Below are 20,543 nucleotides of genomic sequence, written 5' to 3'. Positions count from 1 at the left end.
CTTGCAGGGAAAAGAATAGAACACCAAATAGACTGAAAGGATGGGATGATTTGGACCAACAAGCAATCCACCAAGCGCTGCAGCAAAGGACAATTACCCTGCCGGATGGCACCCGCCTCCCCGCTCTCGGCCAAGGCACCTGGAACATAGGTGACCACAAAGCGAACAAAGAGCAAGAAATCCAAGCTCTCCAGCTGGGAATTGAACTGGGCATGACGGTAATCGATACGGCGGAGATGTACGGCGAAGGAAAATCGGAACGCCTAGTCGGTGAAGCGATTCAAGGCAGGCGCGACGAAGTTTTTTTAGTATCCAAAGTGTATCCGCAAAATGCTGGACTGAAGCAAATTAAAAAATCGTGCAAAAACAGTTTGAAACGCCTGGGTACCGATTCACTCGATTTGTATTTGCTGCATTGGCGAGGACGCGTCTCGTTAGCCGAAACCGTCGAAGGCATGGAACAACTGAAAGCGGAAGGAAAAATCAAACGCTGGGGCGTATCGAACTTCGATACGGACGACATGGAGGAATTGTGGAGCGTGCCGCACGGCAAGAACTGCACAACAAATCAAGTGCTGTACCATTTAGGATCACGCGGCATTGAGTTTGATTTAATGGATTGGCATGAAAAACACGAGATTCCCATTATGGCCTATAGTCCGCTCGCGCAAGGCGGATCGCACCGTCGAGCCTTGACGACCGATGCGGTGCTCGGGGAGATAGCGGCTAACCATAACGCCGCTCCCCTGCAAATCGCACTCGCTTGGACACTGCGTTCCGGCAATGTGCAGGCGATTCCAAAAGCAGGGCGGGCAGAACATGTCATCGCGAACGCACAAGCAGCTGCAATCGAACTGACACAGGAAGAATTAAAGAAACTGGATGAGGCTTTTCCAGGGCCTGGACAAAAAACGCCGCTCGACGTTATTTGACTGGTAGCTAAGAGGTTGTTAAGCGGATAAAAAGAGGGACCGTGGGTTGGTTCCTCTTTTTAAGTGAGAACTCATAATATGCTTCCCTTATTCCACAGAAACTTTCTTTTTGCTGCCAGGTTCTAACGGTTTCCGAAGCAGAATGAAAAAACGGTTGTCGTTCAATTTGTAAAAAAGTTCCCCTTCCGAATCAGTCACTGAGCTTAATCGGGTCTCCCATGAATTGTTCAAAAACACAGAGATACTCCGCTCGTGCAATCCAGCAGGGACGAAATCAAAGCCGATTTCTTCCCGCGAGTCCTCCGACGCATTCAACACCTCGATTTCCGCCGACACATTGAATAGGCCATTGAATAAGTCAATCGCCACATCGTAGTCTGCAGTTGCGCCTGGCGTCAGGTCGGCTTCCGCAGCATTGTCATCTTTTAAGAAAAAGTAGTAAAGCAGGCCCGCTGCTACAAGCAGTGCCACAATCAGCAAGAAAGCCGATCCGTTCCTTTTTTCCGGTTTGGGGTCGTTATACAACATAGTCATCCTGTTCACTCCCTTTATCACGTATCCTACTGGCATCAGCAGTTCGCAGAGTTCAAAGGGTTTTCGGATAGAAAGTGATGCACCCCTCCTTTCACGATTTAGAGTGTGAACACCATAAGGCCGTGGAACACGGATGCAGCTGTTTATGTTTGTAAGCGTCCTTTTACGCCCATCATACTCCATTTCCCCCAAAAATGCTCTTGTTTTTCCGGGTTTTGGATAGGCAAGAAACACAAGAAACGAAAAAGAACAGACTGCTCTGCTCTTTATTTTTTGCTGGCTGATCTTCCAAGTAGTGAAAAACCGGTATATTTCCTGGTCTTTCGCTTGGCATTAAGTTTTAAAGCAATCGCTTATTTTACCCATCGCTTTTTGGGGCCAATAGTTTTGCAAGCGGATAAATGCCCATGCTTTGGAGAACAAGGGACAAGAGGATAGCCGCGAACGCCAACGAAACAAGCAGTTGATCGCCTTCAGAGACAGCAGATTCCAACCAAAGAAGCAGCGCGACTGACATGCTCCCTTTAATGCCGGCCCAAGACATCAAGGCCGTGGTGGAAAAGTCGCTGTCAAACTCTTTTCGCCAAGCGGGAACGCCGTAAACAAAGCCGCCCAGCACGAGGAATCTGGCAATAACGGAAAGGACGAAAATCATTATGGCCGCTCCCCAATGCGGAAAAGCCAAATAATCTGCCGTCTGTATCCCAATCATCAAAAACAGAACCGACAAGATTGTAGGATTGATGATATCCCAAAATCCGTCCAGGGACTCTTTTAGCTTGTCTTCCTTGATCGAACGGCCAATTTCAAAAGATAGCATCATCCCGGCCACGACAGTAGCCAAGACCCCCGAAACACCGATTGCTTCAGCGATGTAGAACCCACCATAAGCCACTATGATTGTCAGCATTACCTGATACTGCTTATCGTGCGTATAGCGGATCGCTTTGCTTAAGAGCCAGCCCAGCAGCAAACCGATTGCGACGCCTCCCAAAGAAACCAGGAAGAAGTCCCCGATAAGTTTGCCGATGGAAAATCCATTGCCCGTCTCGAACATGGACAGGAAAATGGTGAACAGAACAATGCTTGTCCCGTCATTGACCATCGATTCCCCTTCAACAATATCTGCTATTTGTTCTTGTCCGGTACTGTTTTTGATAATGGCGGTAACCGATACAGGGTCAGTCGGCACCAGTATGGATGCCAGCAGGAATGCCGCTGTCCAAGAAAGCGAAACAAGAGAACCGCTGATGAAATAAATGCCGATCCCCAGTAAAGCCGTCGTGGCAAACAAACCGGCGGTGCTGAGTGTGATGATGATGCCGAAATTTTTCTTCAGCTGGCTTTGCGGGAATTGGTAGGCGGAAGTAAACAGCAGTGCCGGGAGGAAGACATTGAAGATGACTTCTTTCGAAATCTTCAAGGAAGAGAAAAACGGGAGAAATGACAGGCCGATGCCCAGCAGCACAAGCACAACCGGTACGGGGAAATATTTCTTTTTCAAGTCGATGGTATAAATGATATAGCCGATAAACAGCAACACAAGGACTTGATGGGTAATCGCCATAAGATTCTCCTCCAATGCGAATGTTTTTTACTCTTGTTTTCCTTCCTGAATCTGGTTTAAACATCGATTTCTCACCAACCGCCTGATAAGCGGGTATATACATCTCCCTCCCGCAATTTCAAGTCTGAAACGAAAAAACACCAGCGAACGCCAAGCGGCATTTGCTGGTGAAGAAAGTGTGGATTACAAGTATTCTTTTTCGAATTCGATTGTGCTTCGGACCGTGTCGATCGGACGGACCATTTTTTCGATTTGGTCACGTTTCCCCTCTAAAAACGGCGGCAAAGACAATTTTTCACCGACGGTTTCGTACGGCTCATCGCCTAGGAAGCCAGGACCATCTGTTGCCCACTCAAACAAAATGCCAGGCGCGACGCGGGCATACAGCGACTCGAAGAAGAAACGGTCAACATAGCCGGAAGTCCCGAAACCGAATTTCTCCATGCGTTCTGTCCATTCGTCCAGCACGGCGCGGTCTTCAACACGGAACGCAGCATGGTGGACGGTACCAAACCCTTGGCGCCCTTGTGGCAATACCGTATTGTATTCGACGATCACTTGTGCACCGTTGCCGCCTTCGCCCACTTCGAACAAATGAAGCGAACCTTCTTTGGCGATTTCGCGGAAGAGCATGGCTTTTTCCAGCACTTCTTTCAAATAATCGAACTGGGCGATCCGGATGTGGATCGGTCCAAGGCCGGTAATCGCAAACTCAAGCGGCACTGGCCCTTTTTGCCAGGGCGTCCCGGAAGCGATGCCTTCGTTGTGTTCATCCGACACCAGCATATACTGCTGATCGTCAAAATCTGTGAACGACAGCGTTTGCTTGCCGAACAATTCCTTGATGCCCGTATGCTTGACTTCGTATTTGTCAAAACGTTTTATCCAATAGTCAAGCGCTGCATCTGTCGGCACGCGGAATGACGTTTTGTAAATTTCGTTGGTTCCGTGCGTGCCTTTTTGGATTCCCGGGAAATCGAAGAACGTCATATCCGTGCCTGCACTTCCTTTATCATCGGCAAAGAACAGATGGTAGGTCTGGATATCGTCCTGATTGACGGTTTTCTTGACAAGGCGCATGCCTAATACATATGTGAAAAATTCATAGTTCTTTTCCGCGCTGCTGGTGATGGCAGTAACGTGGTGCATTCCTTTAATGTGGTTCATAATGGACAAACTCCCTTTCAAAGTGGAATTAAACTGAAAAATAATTATCTTGAATTCGAGATAATTTTACCTTTTCTATTCCGTGCTGTCAACCATGTTGTTCGGACCTTTGAAACAAGCGCTTGCTATTGACGACGAGTATAGGTGTTACCGGATAAACTCGCTGGGGTTGTCCAGGTATAATGCTATGTACCCGCACTCGGGGCAAACTGCGGCTTTGGGTTTAGCGGATGCCCGTCTAAAAAGCCCGCCTCCTTTTCGGCTGATCTTTATCCCGTACATTCCGCCCTCAATTGTTACTCGGCAGTCAGGGATCATTTCCGTCTGGCATTGATGGCATTGCTTTTTCAATTGCATACACCTCCTTCTTTTCTAGTGGCAACGAAAAATCAGCGGCATTTGTCGCTGGCTGGTCTGCTGCTTTAGACAAGATAAAAAGAGAAAGAACGGCTTGCTCTTTCTCTCCAATAAAAAAATTTATAATCTTGGGTCTACAGGGTCAGACTCCAAGGCAAGTGTGGCCAAGACGCATTCATGGACCCGCTCGATGGATTCCCGGTTTTGAAAGCGGGTAATGCCTTCGAGGCCAAGTGAGAATTCCTTTAACGCCATTTTTTGCTTTTTTCCGGTATTGCGGTTTTTAAGGCGCGCAAGAATTTCCGGTTGGAGGTAATCCATGCCATAAATAATGCTCAAGTATTTCCTTCCGCGGACTTTGATTGCCGGCTGCAGGAGTTTGCCTTTGTTTTTGGCAATATAAGATTCCGGTTTGATGACAATGCCTTCATGGCCATCTTCAGTCATCTCCTCCCACCAGGCAATCACTTGATCTTCACTTGCCTGGTCGGTAATCAATTTAAACTCTGTCGCTACAAATAACTCGGACCCGTCGGCAAATTCGCGGTTCATGGCCATGTGCCAGGTATGCGGCTTGTGGAAGAATGTTTCCCCGCTGTGGGCCAGGACATGGAAAGGGGCGATTTGAATCGACTCGAGCGCGTCCACTTCCCAGCAATATTTCTGGAACACGTCACGAAACGCTTCGGCATTCTCCTGCTTTTGCTCATATTCTTTAAGCCATCCGGTCAATTGTTCATTTTCCGCTGCGGCAGCCGCCAGTTTGCCGGTTAAAGCAGAACGGTCCAAAAGCGCATTTTCCGCCACATGGGCGTATTGGGCGCTGATCAGTTCTTTCGCTTTCAGATTCCATGGCATGATTTCAGCGTCCAATAAGACGTATTCAGTTTTGTGCTTGCGGAAATAGCCTTTTTTCTGCAACTCGCTGTGTAGTCGGTTGACCACTTGCTGTTCCAACTCTGCGTCGAAAAAACGCTTCCCAGTCCGGGTATGGATGATGCCAAGCGTGTCCAATCCGGTCTGTTTTTTTGCCGCTTCTTTGCTTTCAAACAACAGCAGCACGGCACGGCTGCCCATGTGTTTTTTCTCTGCGATGAGTGTTTCAATGCCGTTGCTCCGGTAATAATCGATCGCTTCTTGTGGATGTTCCAAATACCCTACCAGTGAAGAAGGCTTCGGTGTCGGGCTCATCGTTGGCGGAATATAGAGCAGTTGTTCAATCGGCACAGTAAAGTGGGAAACCGAATCGATTGCGGGCTTGACAATTTCTTGCTGGATTTTCACCTCGCCGAGCTCTTCCGTCAAGACCGAATAGCCGTTCAAGAACTTCGCGATATTCGGCGGACTTAACCGGTTTTTCTCCCATTCATGGAGCGGGTTGCCGTCTGTTCCTGCGTAATTCTCTTTGGCAGAAACTGACACGAATTCGCGTTCCGGATACCGATATGCCGTCAGTTCGCCGCCGAATACCACGCCTTGATCAATGTTAATCGTGTTGTTGATCAAGAGTGGGCGCGGTTTTGGGTCATGGCCCCAAACAATAAGCGATTGGGAGGTGCGGGATGCGGTCCAATCTTTCCGGATCGGCTTTCCTTGAACATCGCTCCCTCCTGTGGCTCCGTAGCGGCAAAAATCGCTGACCGCAGCTGACTGCTTGCCGATAAATTCGTCTTTGATGCCGGCATGGGCGCAAGTAAGAACAGGGACGCCATTGGCTGTAAAGATCAAATGGGAAGGCGCTTGCAACAATAGATCCTTCAACTCGGTTTTCAGTTGCTTAGCATTCTCGCTGCCTGCCTCGTTTTCGTACGCTGCAAATTCGGCTTCCACTTTTTCGTCGCCATGGCTGAGGACTACATTCCGGCCATCAAGCCAGCGGGCGATTTTCCAGCCATGGTTGCTGTCGACCATAAAGGCCAAATCCCGTTGGACGTGTTGCTGGAAGAATTGCATTGTTTCGAGTGAAGCCGGGCCGCGGCTCATGACATCGCCAACGGAGACAAATTTCCGTCCATCCGGATGCACGAATAATCCTTCCTCATTTTTTTGGTATCCCAGTTTCCCAAGGAGTTCCAATAATTCCTCAAAGCAGCCATGTACATCACCGACGAGGTCAATGCCGGGACCGACCTCTTTCTTCAATGGATTTGCATGGCGGAAGAACTCAAGGGCACCAACATCTTTAATGGTATAAACAGAAGCAAAGCCTTCTTTTTTTAGCCAGCGCTTTTCCCGGTTGAACACTTGGACTTGCTGCTTAATGCGCCGTTTTCCGCGGGGGAAATCCCGATTTTCATCACGGCGCAGCAATTCCGCTTCCGGTATATCGAATACCAAAGAAATGATGGGCACATGGTTTTTCTCTGCCAAGGCGATATAGCGTTTCCGGTCTGCCGAATGCAAATGTGTGGCATCGACAATAGAGACTTTATCCAAACGGCAACGGGTTTCGATAAGCGATTCCATCAAGGAAAACGCTTCTTTTGAAATGCTGTTGTACTCTTCCATCAAACCCACAGCTTCATCCGGCGGCCGGTCGCCCCATCCGATAAATTCCTTGTCGCTGACCAGGATCCGGAATTGGTCTGAACCAATCACTTCTGACGGCACAATGGCGCCATCTGTGATCAGACTGTTGAGCAAGGTTGATTTTCCGCTATTGGAAGGTCCGACTAGCAAAACAATGCCCGCATGCGGCAATCCGATTTTCATGAGAATTCCCTCTTTCGTTTAAAAATGCAGAGCTGGGTCGGATGCCCAAAGAACTGCTGTTCTTCTCCAATGCCGTGGAATTCCAGTTCGTATTGAGACTGGTGATTCCGTTTGTGGCACCATCCTTCAAATTCCACACGCGTCCATTCAAAACGGTGGTCGGCATGGCGGAAATGGTCTTCCATATCGTAAACCTCATTGTATTCGCGGTTAGGTGTTGTAATAATCAACGCACCTGGCTGATAGACGGACAAAATCGTGTCCATCGCTTTGGGGAGGCGCTGTTCATCGATATGCTCGATCACTTCACAGAGTACAATAGCATCCTTGTCTCTCAGGCGCTCATCCATGTAAAACAGCGATCCCCAGATGGCTTCCGGCATTACGAATTGTTCTTTTTCCTCCAGTTTGTTGAACCGATCCATCGCTTTAAGCGCAGCAGACTCGGAAGGTTCAACCGCCAGGATTTCTTGGATTCCTTTTAGGAACCCGATTTTTGCGGACAACTTGCCTTCGCCAGAACCGAAGTCCACAACTGTTTTCGGTTTTAAGCCCTCGAGTAATTCGATGATTTTTTCATAGCGCAGATCATTTAGCCGCAGTGTTTTTTCCGGAGATTCCTTTTTCTCTTTTTCGTCGGCGAGGTCTACTAAATCGTATAATTCCTTGAAACGCAGTGCTTGCCGGTAGATGAATTCGCGGTTCGGATGCGTTTCAAGCCAGCCTTCCCCGTAGCGCTCTAGTTTGTCTATTTCCTTTTCGTCTATAAAATAGTGTTTGTAGTTATCGATCACCGGAATCAAGACAAACAAATGGCGCAGTCCGTCTTGCAGCGTCTGAAGTCCTGACAGCGAAACGGTACGGACAGAGCTGCGGTCTTTGATGTGGATCGAATAGTCGATCTTTGGCCGTGTTATCTCGACTTCGTATCCAATCGGTTCAAACAATGCTCGCAGTTGTTGATCAGATAGCGAAGACGCAACCGGACCGAACGTGAAGCGAAACGGAAAGCGGTGACCGACCCACTGGGCATATTCTTCTTTTGGCTGGCCGTTAAGAGCCGTGCCAAGAGCGGAGCGAATCAGCGAAGTAAAGATGCTGCTGACAGCAAATTCCCGGTCATTTATGTAATGGGTAATATCATTGGAACGCGATTTGTTTTGGATTAGTTCAAGCGGATCCGGCGTGATGAAAATCGTTGCATCCAGTTCCGTATCGGTGCACTTGCTGTAGAAAAAGCGAACCAAATGGCCTTTTTGTTTCCGCTCGTATACATTGTTCGGGTTCTTGGCCAGCAAATATGAAATAGCTTTAACGTTGTCCCCTTGGGCTTGAATCGTCAGATACATATGGCATACTCCTTCGTGCGTGAAATTAACAAAAATAGGATAATCTAAATATAGCATAGGTCCCATATCCGAATATATACATGAAACAATTTAAGTGTTTATAAGTGGCCTGCACAGTTACCAAAAACAAACATAGACCCGGAGCGGCATGCCGCTCCGGGTCTATGTGATGGGAGACAAAGTTGAAGAGCTTTCTCCAGAAATCCAGAAGCCGCTCTCGTTTGCAAGATTATTAATACAATTCCCTCTATAATTTAGTAACAATCTGTCCCGCTAAGCCTCCATTTAGGCATTAGTGCATATGATGATTCCTTGCTTTTGTTTATTGGCAACTGACTTTAAATTTCATAAAAACAAAATTTACCGCAGCTAAACAAGCCAAGGCGCCTTGGGAAGCGCTTGGTTTTGGGAAGCGCTTGGCCTGTTGTTATGGAACATCTTGATATATCAACCGCGTCCCGGAAGGCAACAATGCCAGCTCAAGCAATTGTTTTAACACCCTTGTCCTTGTCTCAAAATCAAACGGCTCTCCGCATGGGCGTCCCATTTTGAACGGCACATGCAGCGTTCTCGGTGCTCCGACTTTATCGGTCACATCGGGGAAAAGCGAAATCATGGCAGTAGCGATGCCAACTTCTTCTAAAGCCCGGGCATACAGCCCGAGTACGTTATGGCAAGATCCTCAGCCAGGCACAAGAAGAGCAACATCAATGTTTTCATTCCGGAACAGTTCAACGACAAACGGGATGGCATCGCGTTCCACCAATTCTGTATCAAGTATGCCGCCGTTCAGCCCAATGTTAGCACTTGCTACCGCTCCAATCTCTCCGCCATTAGCAAGTTCCCGCAACTGCTTGAGCGGAAAGACGATGGAGGGATCGGTTTTTGCGTATTTGGTGTCATAATAAATGTGGGTCACCGTCAACTCCGCTTCTTCCGTATGCCCGGGAATCAACCGGAACGTCGGGTCTCCGGCCGGATTGTCAACATCAAAGGGCGGATCCGTTTTCAAATGGACTCCTGCAGTGGAAATCAAAGCCACCGTACACGCTTTGATGGGTTTTTGTACATTCGTTTCCGGCAGGCCTTCATTTTGTTGTGTGTGCTGCATCGTGAACTTCTGATAAGCGCCAGGAAAATTGTTTGAAAAGGTCCGAGACAATTTCGATTTTAGTTTGGTCTTCGTTTTCATTAAACTTCTCCTTCCTGCCATAAAATAGTTTTCTGGTTTATAAGTATTCGACCCGTTGCGAGAAACTCCTTGTAGCCTCTATGGCGAATTAAAAATCTCCTTGACTTCAAAAAAACCCATGGTAAGATTTTAAGCTATAAGCAACTATACACACGTTGAAAGATGTTCTAGTAATTCGATTGCGCGCAGCACAAAGAGACTGAATGGGTGGTGGAAATTCAGGCAGCAATCCGGATGAAATACACCATCTGCTGTTTTCAACTTTTAACGAAGCGGATGGCTTTAAGGCCGTCAAATAGGGTGGTAACGCGGAGAAAACCTTCGTCCCTTTCTCAGGGATGATAGGTTTTCTTTTTGTTTTTCATAAATTAAGGGGGTTACATCATGTTCCACATCAAAGCAGTAGTTACACCATCTGTCAAAGAGTCCATTTTGTTAGTAGCGTTAATCGTCGCGGCCATCAGCGTCAGTTTGATCCGATTTGGAGCCGCCCCGCATTTGCCTATCCTGTTTTCCATCCTTCTGCTGATTTGTTACGGCTTGATCAAAAAAGTCCCGTACCGCCAGCTTGAGAGCGGTCTGGTGCAAGGCGCCGGAGCGGGCATGAGCGCAGTATTCCTGTTTTTCTTTATCGGCATCCTGATCAGCACCTGGATGATGAGCGGGACCATCCCGACACTTATCTATGCCGGATTCCACCTGATCACGCCGCTGTTTTTCTTCGCGATTGTCTTTGTAATAGCGGGGATTGTCGGCTTGGCGATCGGCAGCTCATTGACAACCGTTGCGACGGTCGGTGTTGCATTTATCGGAATGGCCACTGTACTTGATGTATCTCTTGCCATTACAGCCGGCGCCATCGTTTCAGGCGCATTTTTCGGCGATAAAATGTCGCCCGTTTCGGATACGACCAATTTGGCTTCATCAATCGCCGGTGTCGATTTATTTACCCATATCCGCAATATGGGTTGGACCACCATCCCGGCGTTTTTCATTTCGCTAATCATTTTCGCCATTCTTTCGCCCGATGTGGTCTTGACCGATCTTGAGAAGATTCAAGCTTTCCAAGAAGGTCTTTTAGCGACCGGCACCATCCACTGGTATGCGATTTTGCCGCTCGTTGCATTGGTTATACTCACAATCAAGAAAGTGCCGGCCATGATGAATCTAGCGGTCAGTTCCATTTTAGCCATTGCGCTTTCCTACCTGCACCAAAGCTACGCGGTGTCGGAGGTCTTCGGTATTTTGTTCGGCGGCTATGTTTCGGAAACTGGAGTCGCAGACGTTGATCAATTGCTAACCCGCGGCGGCATGCAAAGCATGTTCTTTACAATCGGGCTGGTCTTGTTGTCGCTGAGCATGGGCGGTCTGCTCTTTACGCTCGGTATTGTCCAAACCTTATTAGGAAAAGTTGAAAGTTTGCTAAATAAAGTATCTTCTGTGATTGCCGCTGCAGCTATGACAGCAATCGGCATCAACATTTTGGTTGGTGAACAGTACTTGTCCATTCTGTTGACCGGCCAAGCGTTCCGTGGCCAGTTCGATAAACTCGGACTGGCCGGCAAGAACTTGAGCCGCGTCATGGAAGACGCCGGAACAGTGGTGAATCCACTTGTGCCGTGGAGCGTTTGCGGCATCTTTATCACCTCGGTGCTCGGCGTCTCCACCTTATCTTATTTGCCATTCGCGTTCTTCTGCTTCCTGTGTCCAGTGCTGACGGTTGTGTTTGGTATAACCGGGAAAACGTTAACTTATAACAAAAGGAACTAAGCCTCTTACAGCTTCAAATCCAAAAAGAAGGGCGTCCGCTGTCAAATAGCGGACGCCCTTCTTTTTAGCTTGCCGTTAATCATGCTTATTAATTTCGTGCAAAACAATCTTTCAAATCTGCATAAATTCTCCATACTTCTTCTCTATAATCAGGGAATCTTAAGTTTTATACAGAAAGGTCAACCTGATGCTGCTCAAAAGACTGATAAATAAATTGAAAATCATAAATGAAATTGAAGATGGAACGCTGGAACAAACCGTTCGGGGCATCGCGGAAAATTCCCGGAAGGTCCAACCGGGGTTTGTCTTTGTCGCGATAAGCGGTTATGGCAACGACGGCCATGACTATATCGAACATGCGATTGAGAACGGCGCTTCGTTCGTCATTGGAGAAGCTAAAAATTTGGAGTTGCCGGTCCCTTATATTCAAGTGGACGATAGCCGGAAAGCACTTGGCCTCCTCGCCAAGAATTTCTATCACAATCCATCAAACGCTAAGCTGATGATAGGCATAACCGGGACGAATGGCAAAACAACCACGAGCTATTTGTTGAAACAGATTTTCGAAAGCACCGGAAAGTCTTGCGCGATAATAGGGACGATCCAAAACATCGTAAATGGCACAGTGATAAAAAGTGCCAATACCACACCAAACTCTTTGGTGGCTCACCAACTTCTCGCTGAAAGCCGGGACGATGTCGTGATCATGGAAGTGTCATCGCATGGCCTGACACAGAACCGCATTGAAGGCTTGGAATTTGATTATTGTTTATTCACCAACCTTCATCATGAGCATTTGGATTACCACGATTCGTTAAGCGATTACTTTCAGGCAAAATCCCGGTTGTTCGGCCACTTAAAGCCAACTGGAACAGCCATCGTCAGCACCGATACGATTTGGGGAAGTCAACTCGTGGATTTATTGCAAGCTAGAGGGGTTCGGACATACGCGGTAGGAGAATCAAAAACCAATGGCGCGGGCCGCCTTGCATTCGATGTAAAAAATTCAATGATTCAACTGAATGAAGAAGGCACAGAAATCACCATCCCATCTCCTTTGGCTGGCATGCACAATATGCTAAACACGCTTTTGGCTTACAGCACTTCCCGAATTGCTGGTTTGCCACCGGAAAGCATTGTAGATGCACTCCACCAATTCAAAGGTGTAGCCGGAAGGTTTGAAACGTTCAAAATTCCCAACGGTGCGACCATCGTAATTGACTATGCCCATACACCGGATGCCCTGCTGCACGTTCTGACAACAGCCAAACAATTGGCGGCCAAAAGGATCGTCCATATCTTCGGATTCAGAGGCAATCGAGACCTCAGCAAAAGAAAAGAGATGCTGCTGGTATCTTCCGAATTGAGCGACCAATACATTTTGACCTTGGATGATTTGAATTCAGTGGCCTTAACTGACATGGTGCACAATTTAGACAGTTTAAATGACCAATTCGGAAATGAAAAAGGGCTGATCGTATCCGATCGAACGCTGGCAATAAAATTAGCGATGGAGCATAGCCGATCAGGGGATTTTATCATCATCACCGGCAAAGGGCATGAAACCTTCCAACAATCCTATCACCTCCCGACGAAGTCCGACCAGGAAACCGTGGATTATGTGTTGAATTCACAGGTGGTCGCCAGGTAACTCCAAATTGTTGATCAAACAGAGTGGAATTTTAAATTTCCATGTTCCAACTTTCAGGCTATGCTATGATGGTGAAAATGGCAAAAACCGAGAGGCGGGATCTGTATGTTGAGATTTGTGGACGATTTGGCTGGTGCCATCCAAGATTTGCTGTTTGGTGCAGTGAAAGCGGCTAGTTATTTTATAGCGGGTATACTTCTCGTCGGGGCACCGCTTTGGCTGCTTGCAAAACTTTTAGAATGGATCAGCCAAACTTTCTATACCTAATCCAAAAGCGACCAGGAAAGCAACTTCCTGGTCGCTTTTTAATAGTTCGATTTCCGGAACTCTCTGTTGCTCGCCGCCTGGGCGTCTTCTGGACAGGTTTTTCTTTTTTTGCTATTATAATAGTTAACTTGGGTAACTGTTACTTAGGGTAACTATTTGAAAAGGAGGGATTTCTATAAAAACGTACCGCGAGTTCTTTCACCAATTTCTCCTCCTCTACAGGCCGTTTGAACACCACTTAAACTTGGAACTTGCCAAGCACGGTTTGTATCGTTCCCAATGGACAATCCTGTACTACCTTTCCCATCTCGGCACCGCGACATTAGTGGAGCTCTCCACCTATCAAAGCGTGGAAAAACCGACGGTGACTCGGACAATCAATCGTTTGGAAGAATTGGGGTATGTTGAACATGTCCCGACGAAAGACAAACGTGAAAAACGGATGCAGTTGACAGAACTCGGCAACCGCATTTCCACAGAAGTCCGCGAAACGGTTGACCAGTTTGAACAAAATATCTTGGCGGGCATCTCAGAACAAGAACAGTTAGAAGCAATCCGGGTAATGGAGACAATCAGAAAAAATTTAATCGAATGAGGGACTAGAAAGTGAAGCAAGCAAAACAAAAATTATGGACAAAGGATTTTATTGTAGTTTCATCTGTAAACTTCTTGTTGACATTGATCTTTTATTTATTGATGGTGACCATCGCTGTTTATGCAGTGGACGAATATGCCGCATCGGCCAGTGAAGCGGGCCTTATCACCGGGATCTTCATCGTTGGCACGTTATTTGGCCGGCTCTACATTGGCCGCGTAATTGATAATATCGGCCGTAAAAGAACGTTGATCATTGGCTTGGTCTTTTTTACTTTGACCACATGCTTGTATTTCCTGCCGTTCGGCGTTCCATTTTTATTGGCTAACCGGCTAGTCCACGGAATGGCGCTGGGCATGGCCAGTACCGCTACCGGGACAATTATTGCCCAGCTTATCCCCGATTCTCGCCGTGGTGAGGGAATTGGCTATTACAGCATGAGCGCAACTTTAGCTACAGCCATCGGACCGTTTATCGGACTTTATATGAGCCAGGTAACCAGTTTTCAAAACATTTTCGCGTTTTGCCTCATACTGGGCGCCGTTTGCTTGGCAGTAGGGTTTTCTGTGCAAGTTCCAAAACTGCCTGAAGCTTACCGTGCCGGGAAAAATGCCGAAACTGAGGCGAAAGGGTTCCAGCTTTCCAATTTCATCGAACCGAAGGCATTGCCCATCGCCCTTATTACCTTGATGATTGCATTCGGTTATTCCAGTGTGTTGTCGTTTATTAACTTCTACGCCATCGAAATTGATTTGGTGCAGACGGCGAGCTTCTTCTTTGTGGTCTATGCAGTTGCGGTGTTGATCTCGCGGCCATTTACTGGACGTTTAATGGACAGTAAAGGGGCAAACTTTATCATGTATCCAGCGTTTCTCGTCTTTGCGGCAGGGTTGTTCTTGCTGAGTTCTGTGCATACGGGCGTAATGCTGCTGCTTGCCGGCGCCTTGATTGGCTTCGGTTTTGGCAATATGCAGTCGAGTACGCAAGCCATCGCCGTAAAAATGACGGAGCCTCATCGTTTGGGCTTGGCCACGTCCACCTTTTTTATCGCGCTCGACGCCGGCCTCGGATTTGGCCCTTATCTGCTTGGGTTCCTCGTGCCGGTAACCGGATATAGCAAGTTATACGCCATGTTAGCGGTGATAATACTCGCTACAGCGGTTCTGTATTATTTCATGCATGGCAAAAAAGAAAAAAGGGACTTCCCAAATACCAATACTTCAGCACCCTTGCACTAAAAGAAAACAGCGGACACTCTACTTGAGTGTCCGCTGTTTTCAGGCTGTCGAGAAACTCTTGTTGCTCTTTTCACATTCAACGTTAACTTTCTTTCTTAATCACAGCCTCCGCCGCCCCCGCCGTCTCCGTACCCTGATCCGGTATCTGAAAAGCCACCGTCCCACCCCGATGAATTCGCGTTGCCGTGGCCGCCAGTGTAAATGAATCCTCCTGCTTTTGTAGAATTATTTCTGTGTCTATTGTTTCCGTTATTTTCCCTGAAAGAAGATTGAATTGCCATCGCAATGAAAAAGAGTACAATCGCTACCGTAACAAGAGCCATCTTATTACCTCCTTAAATGCATGCTTGCTTCTATCCACTTATACGGGAAGGCGGCTATAAAAGTTTCAATAATTGGGAGAATTTAACGGAATTTGAGAGAAAATATGTTGATGCAATCCCAAATACTATCTAGCTAGTGCTCTGCAACCTACCTAGACAAAGGAATTCAATCTTCGCCTCTTTTGGTATAACTGTACATACTGGTTTCTGTTTTTCTTCCAACAAGCTTTGCTGAAAGCTTGGGGGCAAATTGAAACAAATACACCCCGATAATGGCTGACAATAATATAAAAACACTGCTGAATGTTTTTAATGAGTCAACGGCGAGAGCAGCGATGATGATGGAAAATTCACCGCGCTGCGTCAACGACAACCCTGCCCGCATCGAAACTTTCCTAGACAATCCATATAGTTGCCCTCCCCAGTAGCCAGTCAAAACTTTCGCGAGAATGGACCAAAGTAAAAGGACAGCCATTAGCGGAACCATCGGGACTCCTTCTCCAAATTCAATTGTGGTGCCGAAATAAACAAAAAATAATGGAAGCAAGACATTCCGGAAACGGATCACGATTCGGTGCAGTTCTTCTCCGCGTTTTACTTCCGCCAGCATAATTCCCGCAAGAAATGCGCCAAGAACTTCTGACAACCCCAGCAAAAGGGCCAGCCCGCCGTAGGTCAAAGAAATCCCCAAAACCAAAAGCATGAAAAAATCTTCTCCTACGTACCGGTCGACGAAAAACCAGATTTTCCGGAACAGGAACACGCCGATTAATACAGCTCCAGCAATCAGCAGCAAAACGAGAAACAGCGTCCAGCCTATCGTTCCGGCTGTCAGTCCGTTTCCGACAGCAAGGCTCGCCAGGACCGCCACCAAAATCGGCGAAAATAAATCTTCAAATATCAATAGCCCCAGCATGAACTCCGCTTCTGGGTAAACCATCCGTTTGGAACTTTCCAGCAGCTTGGCGGTCAAGGAAGAACTGGTGGCAAATACGACGCCTCCCACGATCAGAGAAGTGAACCAATCGAGCTGGAAAGCCATGGCGATGCCTACTGTAACGACGAAACTGAGTAAAATATCGAGCAGGCCCGCTACATAGACCCTTCTCGCAAGACCGATCAGTTGCTTGATCGGAAATTCGATGCCCAGCATGAAGAACAACAGAACAATCCCCATCTCTCCTGCAAAATGCAGCAAGTGAGATCCCGATAATGCCCCGCTAACGGCAATGCCGAGCAGTAAATAAACAATCACATCGGGAAAGCGGAATTTAAACGATAACCAGCCTCCTGCAAATAGGAGCAGCAACAATAGGCCCGCAGACAACAGTTCCGGAAATTCAGCCATCGCAATTAACCCTTGCCTTTGCAAGCAGCTTCAAAGCGGCTTACCGCTTCTTTCTTTCCAATGACCAGCAAGGTATCTCCCGCTTGGATAACAAAATCGTCTTGAGGTTTTGGCAAAATATCTTTCTCCCGCACCACCCCGACGATGGAAACATTTTCTGGCACGCGCAATTGAGCAGCTTTCACCGTCTGATTTGCAAGGGTAGATGCTTTTTTCACTTTAATCCAATCTATCAGCATTTTTTGCCGCATGATGCGAAAACGCTCAAAACTTTCTTCATCTACAGTTTCATTGCCGATTCCAAGGAGCCTCGCTCCGAACTCTTTTGCTTCATCGGAAGTGAAAACAGTAGAAAACAGGACTTCCTCGTCCTCCTCGTCATTCATAAAATAGATTTCCCGTTTGCCGCTGTAATGGTGGATGATCACGGTAGCAATACCATCCCGATTTGTGAATGAAATGCGTTTTCCAATGCCAGGCAAGTCCTGTTCTCGAATGCGCATATCCCTCTCCTCCTTTCTTCTTCCGAAACTTATAGTTTAAAAAAGCAGAGTCAAAAAAAGTCCACCAAACAGGTGGACTTTTTCATCTAGTTTATCATTTGAATATCTTTGGCTTTTGCACCCATTAATTTTGGAATGGTGAGTATTGCATGCTTATGTAAGAACAGCAAGGTCACCTGCAGAAACTAAGCTTGTATTGCAGGAATTTCAACAGCTCTTGTTTCCTCAATCACTGGAACCAACTTAGCTTTTTCTTTTTTGTACTGCTTGTACCCTTCAATATGGTTCATGTACATTTCCAAATAATTCACTGTGATCTTATCCATTTGTTTTACCTCGTTTTTGATAATAGTCATTTTATATTTCCTCCTTTTAATGTTGGCGCTTATTGAGTAAATGTTTGACTGATTATGCCGTGACCGAAATGATAAATATTTTGATAAGATACAACCCCAGGCTTAAGCTATTGGCCAAAATCAGGTAAAGCTTTAAATCGCCTTTTGGACCCGTAAGTGCTAATAGAATTCCAGCAGCACCGATTAAGCAAGGGAAATACACATTGAAACTCATAAGTATATCCATGGGGGTGCTCATCCAATGAAGAGATGAAAGCCCTAAAGGAACGATGGTTACAAGAAAAAAGCATACAGACATGAAGGAAAGGAAGTTTCTCAGCATCAAACCGCCTCTTTCGTTCAGTTATACGTAAATCGGTTCTGCCCAAAACTGCCGCCATCTCTTATGGATATCCATATGCCGAGTAGTAAGCTCTGAACGTGAGGTTAAATAGATGCTCAGCAGGTTAATCTAGTTCTATTCCAAAATTGTTTGCAGTGCATCTGCAAGTCGTTCAACAAAGTCTTGTGGCAGTTCTTTAGTCTCTAAGTGCAGACAATAAAGATGGTGATCCGCTGTCTGTTTTTGAGAGAAAGTGGTCGGAAAAGAAATAGGATGCTGCCACAACGCTGAAGTGAAACGCGGCAGCTCTTCTGGAAGAAGGTAGACACTTGCCTTATTTACAGCAGTCCCGTTTTCTTCAAAAGATTTTACTTCCAGGCTAAAATCCATCATACAAAAAGTATTTTTAGTATTTTTCGCAAGTCGTTGCTTCCGGATTTGCCACAACCCATCAGTTCGCTCGATTTCTGCATCAAGCAGTAAACTGATTGTTTCTGCCACAGTTTTTAAAGATGACGTCTGCATCATCTCGTCCAGTCCTTTCATCAACTATTTCTTTCGATTTGAAATTATCGAAAGATCCCCTCTTTCATTAAGCTAAAGATTTTCTTGATTTTTCCACTTTAGCAAAAATGAATAAGAGAGTAAAATTCATAAATATTCAATAATATTAATATTCATAAATCCTCTGGTTTTGAAAATATTTAGAAGCCAGCGAAAAATAGTCAAAATCAAAAAAGTCTTTTTGCTTACTTTTTTTCCATATCACCTTTTCTCATTTATTTTCTTAATACATTTAGACTATAATATCTTTTACATGTTGTAAATAGCGATAATTTATTAACTTTTTAATATTAATTTTTTATAAAAGAAATTGTTATTTTTTAATAGCAAATATTAATTAACTGACAATTCTTACTATTTAAATTTCTTTTCTTATCTTATTCTGGAAGTTATCTTTTTTCATATTCTTTATAGCCGCCAATGTCTCTAAAAGGACAATTTCAGCGATAGAAGCGGTTTTTTACACTTTATTTCCAGTTTTTTATCACTTCTAGTGAAGGTCAAGGGTTTGATATGATTTGCTGGCATTAATGGAGCAACCGTTGGAAGAAGAAGAAAAAAGCTATTGTCGAAAAGTGAATATTTTTTTTATTTTTTCTCTGTAAACTTAATGTTTTTTAAGCTTTTTTGGCAGATAAAAAACAAAAAGAACGCGGAGAGGATTCTCCACGCTCTTTTTAGCCCTTCCAGGTTCCAGGAAGATGGTGTATTTATCAGGTCTTGATTATTGCCCTATTTAGGAAATGCTTTTTACAACTTTGCTTATGCCCTGTTCGATCGGCGTTGCCGGGCGACCAAGAATTTTTTCGAAATCATCGCTTTCAATGGCTAAAGCGTTCTCACGGATGCCTTGTTGAATGTCTACTAACATCGGAACAAGAAAATCAGGTAGGCCAGCTTGTTTCATGGTCTCAGCGTATGCAGCATCATCAAGCTGCAAAACAGGTACATCCTTGCCGATTTCTTTGCTTAGAACCGTTGCCAGTTCTTCTTGTGTCATCGGTTTGCCGGAAAGCTCATATATTGTATTTTCATGCCCTTCCCCTGCCAATACTGCGGCTGCCGCTTCAGCGTAATCTTGCTGCAATGCCCAGCCCACTTTTCCAGAGCCTGCTGAAGTGATCCAAGGAGCTCCTGCTAGCGCACCTTGAATGCTTGGAATTTCGTTTTCCAAATACCAATTGTTGCGAAGAATGGAAAAGGGTATCCCTGTTTCTAAAATAGCCGTTTCTGTAGCACGGTGCGGAGGTGCCAAGAACATCTCGCTTTCGCTTGCGTTTACTAAGCTGGTATAGGCGATAAATCTCACGCCTGCGCGTTCAGCAGCAGCAACTGCAGCGGTATGCTGGCGTATCCGGGTATCATTGTCTCCGTCAGCAGAAATGATCAATAATCGATCGATGCCAGCAAAAGCAGAGTCCAAAGTCTCCGGATGGTCAAAATCGCCCTGTCTCACTTCTACTCCTCGAGTGCGTAAGTTTTCTGCTTTTTCCGGATTTCGCACACTGACAGCAAGTTGTTCGGCAGGTACCGTTTTCAATAATGATTCAACAATCTTCGTTCCAAGTTTACCTGTCGCACCGGTAACTAACAATTTCATTTTTTTGCCTCCTTCGCATCTTGTTGTAACTAAACTAGTTACATGTAGTTATACTAGTTACAAGATGGGTGATTGTCAACTCTTTGCTAATCGGTATTCTTAATAAATTCAGGTTAGTAAGGTATAATAAGCTTGTAATAAAGTTGATTACAAGTTATTCTGCCGATTGCACTGTTTTATCTAAAGGAAGGTGGCT

General features: G+C 46.0%; 20 protein-coding genes. 6 read left to right on the top strand and 14 right to left on the bottom strand.

Annotated elements, in window-relative coordinates; translation table 11 throughout:
• The first annotated feature begins 50 nt into the window (after window positions 1–50).
• The gene (locus tag FQV28_RS06695) at window positions 51–932 is read left to right on the top strand and encodes an aldo/keto reductase (RefSeq protein WP_304608781.1); all 882 of its coding nucleotides are present in this window, start codon (window positions 51–53) and stop codon (window positions 930–932) included.
• Window positions 933–1,019: 87 nt separating this feature from the next.
• Here the strand turns inward: FQV28_RS06695 and FQV28_RS06690 are convergent, their stop codons facing one another.
• The 7 genes from FQV28_RS06690 to FQV28_RS06660 form a co-directional block, all read right to left on the bottom strand.
• On the bottom strand, window positions 1,020–1,466 hold the full coding sequence (locus FQV28_RS06690) for a hypothetical protein (protein ID WP_146494837.1): 447 nt from the start codon (window positions 1,464–1,466) through the stop codon (window positions 1,020–1,022).
• 358 nt (window positions 1,467–1,824) lie between these two features.
• Window positions 1,825–3,033, bottom strand: coding sequence for a cation:proton antiporter (locus FQV28_RS06685; protein WP_146494835.1), 1,209 nt, complete (start codon window positions 3,031–3,033; stop codon window positions 1,825–1,827).
• Window positions 3,034–3,216: 183 nt separating this feature from the next.
• Window positions 3,217–4,200 carry a ring-cleaving dioxygenase gene (locus tag FQV28_RS06680; protein ID WP_146494833.1) on the bottom strand — a complete coding sequence of 328 codons (984 nt, stop codon included), beginning with the start codon at window positions 4,198–4,200 and terminating at the stop codon, window positions 3,217–3,219.
• A 477-nt stretch (window positions 4,201–4,677) separates the two neighbouring features.
• Entirely contained in the window at window positions 4,678–7,269 is a 2,592-nt protein-coding gene (locus tag FQV28_RS06675; protein WP_186763798.1) for a polynucleotide kinase-phosphatase, read from the bottom strand.
• Complete coding sequence (locus tag FQV28_RS06670) at window positions 7,266–8,618, bottom strand: 3' terminal RNA ribose 2'-O-methyltransferase Hen1 (RefSeq protein ID WP_146494829.1); 1,353 nt, start codon at window positions 8,616–8,618, stop codon at window positions 7,266–7,268. Before FQV28_RS06670 ends, FQV28_RS06675 begins: the two co-directional genes overlap by 4 nt.
• 427 nt (window positions 8,619–9,045) lie before the next feature.
• Window positions 9,046–9,234: a hypothetical protein gene (locus FQV28_RS06665; RefSeq protein ID WP_146494827.1), complete on the bottom strand. Its 189-nt coding sequence runs from the start codon at window positions 9,232–9,234 to the stop codon at window positions 9,046–9,048.
• A 66-nt stretch (window positions 9,235–9,300) separates the two neighbouring features.
• Window positions 9,301–9,831, bottom strand: a complete 531-nt coding sequence (locus FQV28_RS06660; RefSeq protein WP_146494826.1) for a glycine/sarcosine/betaine reductase selenoprotein B family protein — start codon at window positions 9,829–9,831, stop codon at window positions 9,301–9,303.
• 363 nt (window positions 9,832–10,194) lie between these two features.
• Here FQV28_RS06660 and nhaC point away from each other — a divergent pair, with 363 nt between their 5' ends.
• The 5 genes from nhaC (at window position 10,195) to FQV28_RS06640 (ending at window position 15,331) form a co-directional block, all read left to right on the top strand.
• A complete protein-coding gene (nhaC, locus tag FQV28_RS06655) occupies window positions 10,195–11,580 on the top strand; it encodes a Na+/H+ antiporter NhaC (RefSeq protein ID WP_146494824.1) in 1,386 nt (461 codons plus the stop codon).
• 187 nt (window positions 11,581–11,767) lie between these two features.
• Complete coding sequence (locus FQV28_RS06650) at window positions 11,768–13,231, top strand: UDP-N-acetylmuramoyl-L-alanyl-D-glutamate--2,6-diaminopimelate ligase (protein WP_146494822.1); 1,464 nt, start codon at window positions 11,768–11,770, stop codon at window positions 13,229–13,231.
• Window positions 13,232–13,336: 105 nt separating this feature from the next.
• Complete coding sequence (locus tag FQV28_RS19155; protein ID WP_186763796.1) at window positions 13,337–13,498, top strand: hypothetical protein; 162 nt, start codon at window positions 13,337–13,339, stop codon at window positions 13,496–13,498.
• A 175-nt stretch (window positions 13,499–13,673) separates the two neighbouring features.
• Window positions 13,674–14,093 (top strand): MarR family winged helix-turn-helix transcriptional regulator, encoded by a 420-nt coding sequence (locus FQV28_RS06645; protein WP_146494820.1) that lies wholly within the window; start codon window positions 13,674–13,676, stop codon window positions 14,091–14,093.
• Between the two features lie 11 nt (window positions 14,094–14,104).
• The gene (locus FQV28_RS06640; RefSeq protein WP_146494818.1) at window positions 14,105–15,331 is read left to right on the top strand and encodes an MFS transporter; all 1,227 of its coding nucleotides are present in this window, start codon (window positions 14,105–14,107) and stop codon (window positions 15,329–15,331) included.
• A gap of 95 nt (window positions 15,332–15,426) precedes the next feature.
• Here the strand turns inward: FQV28_RS06640 and FQV28_RS06635 are convergent, their stop codons facing one another.
• From FQV28_RS06635 to FQV28_RS06610, 7 genes are all read right to left on the bottom strand, one after another.
• The gene (locus tag FQV28_RS06635) at window positions 15,427–15,654 is read right to left on the bottom strand and encodes a hypothetical protein (RefSeq protein ID WP_146494816.1); all 228 of its coding nucleotides are present in this window, start codon (window positions 15,652–15,654) and stop codon (window positions 15,427–15,429) included.
• A gap of 166 nt (window positions 15,655–15,820) precedes the next feature.
• The gene (locus FQV28_RS06630; RefSeq protein ID WP_146494814.1) at window positions 15,821–17,002 is read right to left on the bottom strand and encodes a cation:proton antiporter; all 1,182 of its coding nucleotides are present in this window, start codon (window positions 17,000–17,002) and stop codon (window positions 15,821–15,823) included.
• A gap of 5 nt (window positions 17,003–17,007) precedes the next feature.
• Window positions 17,008–17,505, bottom strand: a complete 498-nt coding sequence (locus FQV28_RS06625; protein ID WP_146494813.1) for a cation:proton antiporter regulatory subunit — start codon at window positions 17,503–17,505, stop codon at window positions 17,008–17,010.
• Between the two features lie 185 nt (window positions 17,506–17,690).
• Entirely contained in the window at window positions 17,691–17,861 is a 171-nt protein-coding gene (locus tag FQV28_RS19150; protein WP_186763795.1) for a hypothetical protein, read from the bottom strand.
• A gap of 52 nt (window positions 17,862–17,913) precedes the next feature.
• The gene (locus tag FQV28_RS06620; protein WP_146494811.1) at window positions 17,914–18,183 is read right to left on the bottom strand and encodes a hypothetical protein; all 270 of its coding nucleotides are present in this window, start codon (window positions 18,181–18,183) and stop codon (window positions 17,914–17,916) included.
• 135 nt (window positions 18,184–18,318) lie between these two features.
• Window positions 18,319–18,732, bottom strand: a complete 414-nt coding sequence (locus tag FQV28_RS06615; RefSeq protein ID WP_222433244.1) for a hypothetical protein — start codon at window positions 18,730–18,732, stop codon at window positions 18,319–18,321.
• A gap of 751 nt (window positions 18,733–19,483) precedes the next feature.
• Window positions 19,484–20,347 carry an SDR family oxidoreductase gene (locus FQV28_RS06610; RefSeq protein ID WP_146494807.1) on the bottom strand — a complete coding sequence of 288 codons (864 nt, stop codon included), beginning with the start codon at window positions 20,345–20,347 and terminating at the stop codon, window positions 19,484–19,486.
• Window positions 20,348–20,543 lie beyond the last annotated feature (196 nt).

Source organism: Planomicrobium sp. CPCC 101079 (assembly GCF_007859275.1).
In the GTDB taxonomy this organism is placed as follows: Bacteria; Bacillota; Bacilli; order Bacillales_A; family Planococcaceae; genus Planococcus.
This window is presented reverse-complemented; position numbering and strand designations above follow the sequence as displayed.

Coding starts and splice junctions, on each gene's coding strand:
- FQV28_RS06690 (WP_146494837.1), bottom strand. CDS start 1,466: ATGACTATGTTGTATAACGACCCCAAACCGGAAAAAAGGAACGGATCG.
- FQV28_RS06685 (WP_146494835.1), bottom strand. CDS start 3,033: ATGGCGATTACCCATCAAGTCCTTGTGTTGCTGTTTATCGGCTATATC.
- FQV28_RS06680 (WP_146494833.1), bottom strand. CDS start 4,200: ATGAACCACATTAAAGGAATGCACCACGTTACTGCCATCACCAGCAGC.
- FQV28_RS06675 (WP_186763798.1), bottom strand. CDS start 7,269: ATGAAAATCGGATTGCCGCATGCGGGCATTGTTTTGCTAGTCGGACCT.
- FQV28_RS06670 (WP_146494829.1), bottom strand. CDS start 8,618: ATGTATCTGACGATTCAAGCCCAAGGGGACAACGTTAAAGCTATTTCA.
- FQV28_RS06665 (WP_146494827.1), bottom strand. CDS start 9,234: ATGATTTCGCTTTTCCCCGATGTGACCGATAAAGTCGGAGCACCGAGA.
- FQV28_RS06660 (WP_146494826.1), bottom strand. CDS start 9,831: ATGGCAGGAAGGAGAAGTTTAATGAAAACGAAGACCAAACTAAAATCG.
- nhaC (WP_146494824.1), top strand. CDS start 10,195: ATGTTCCACATCAAAGCAGTAGTTACACCATCTGTCAAAGAGTCCATT.
- FQV28_RS06650 (WP_146494822.1), top strand. CDS start 11,768: ATGCTGCTCAAAAGACTGATAAATAAATTGAAAATCATAAATGAAATT.
- FQV28_RS19155 (WP_186763796.1), top strand. CDS start 13,337: ATGTTGAGATTTGTGGACGATTTGGCTGGTGCCATCCAAGATTTGCTG.
- FQV28_RS06635 (WP_146494816.1), bottom strand. CDS start 15,654: ATGGCTCTTGTTACGGTAGCGATTGTACTCTTTTTCATTGCGATGGCA.
- FQV28_RS06630 (WP_146494814.1), bottom strand. CDS start 17,002: ATGGCTGAATTTCCGGAACTGTTGTCTGCGGGCCTATTGTTGCTGCTC.
- FQV28_RS06625 (WP_146494813.1), bottom strand. CDS start 17,505: ATGCGCATTCGAGAACAGGACTTGCCTGGCATTGGAAAACGCATTTCA.
- FQV28_RS19150 (WP_186763795.1), bottom strand. CDS start 17,861: ATGACTATTATCAAAAACGAGGTAAAACAAATGGATAAGATCACAGTG.
- FQV28_RS06620 (WP_146494811.1), bottom strand. CDS start 18,183: ATGCTGAGAAACTTCCTTTCCTTCATGTCTGTATGCTTTTTTCTTGTA.
- FQV28_RS06610 (WP_146494807.1), bottom strand. CDS start 20,347: ATGAAATTGTTAGTTACCGGTGCGACAGGTAAACTTGGAACGAAGATT.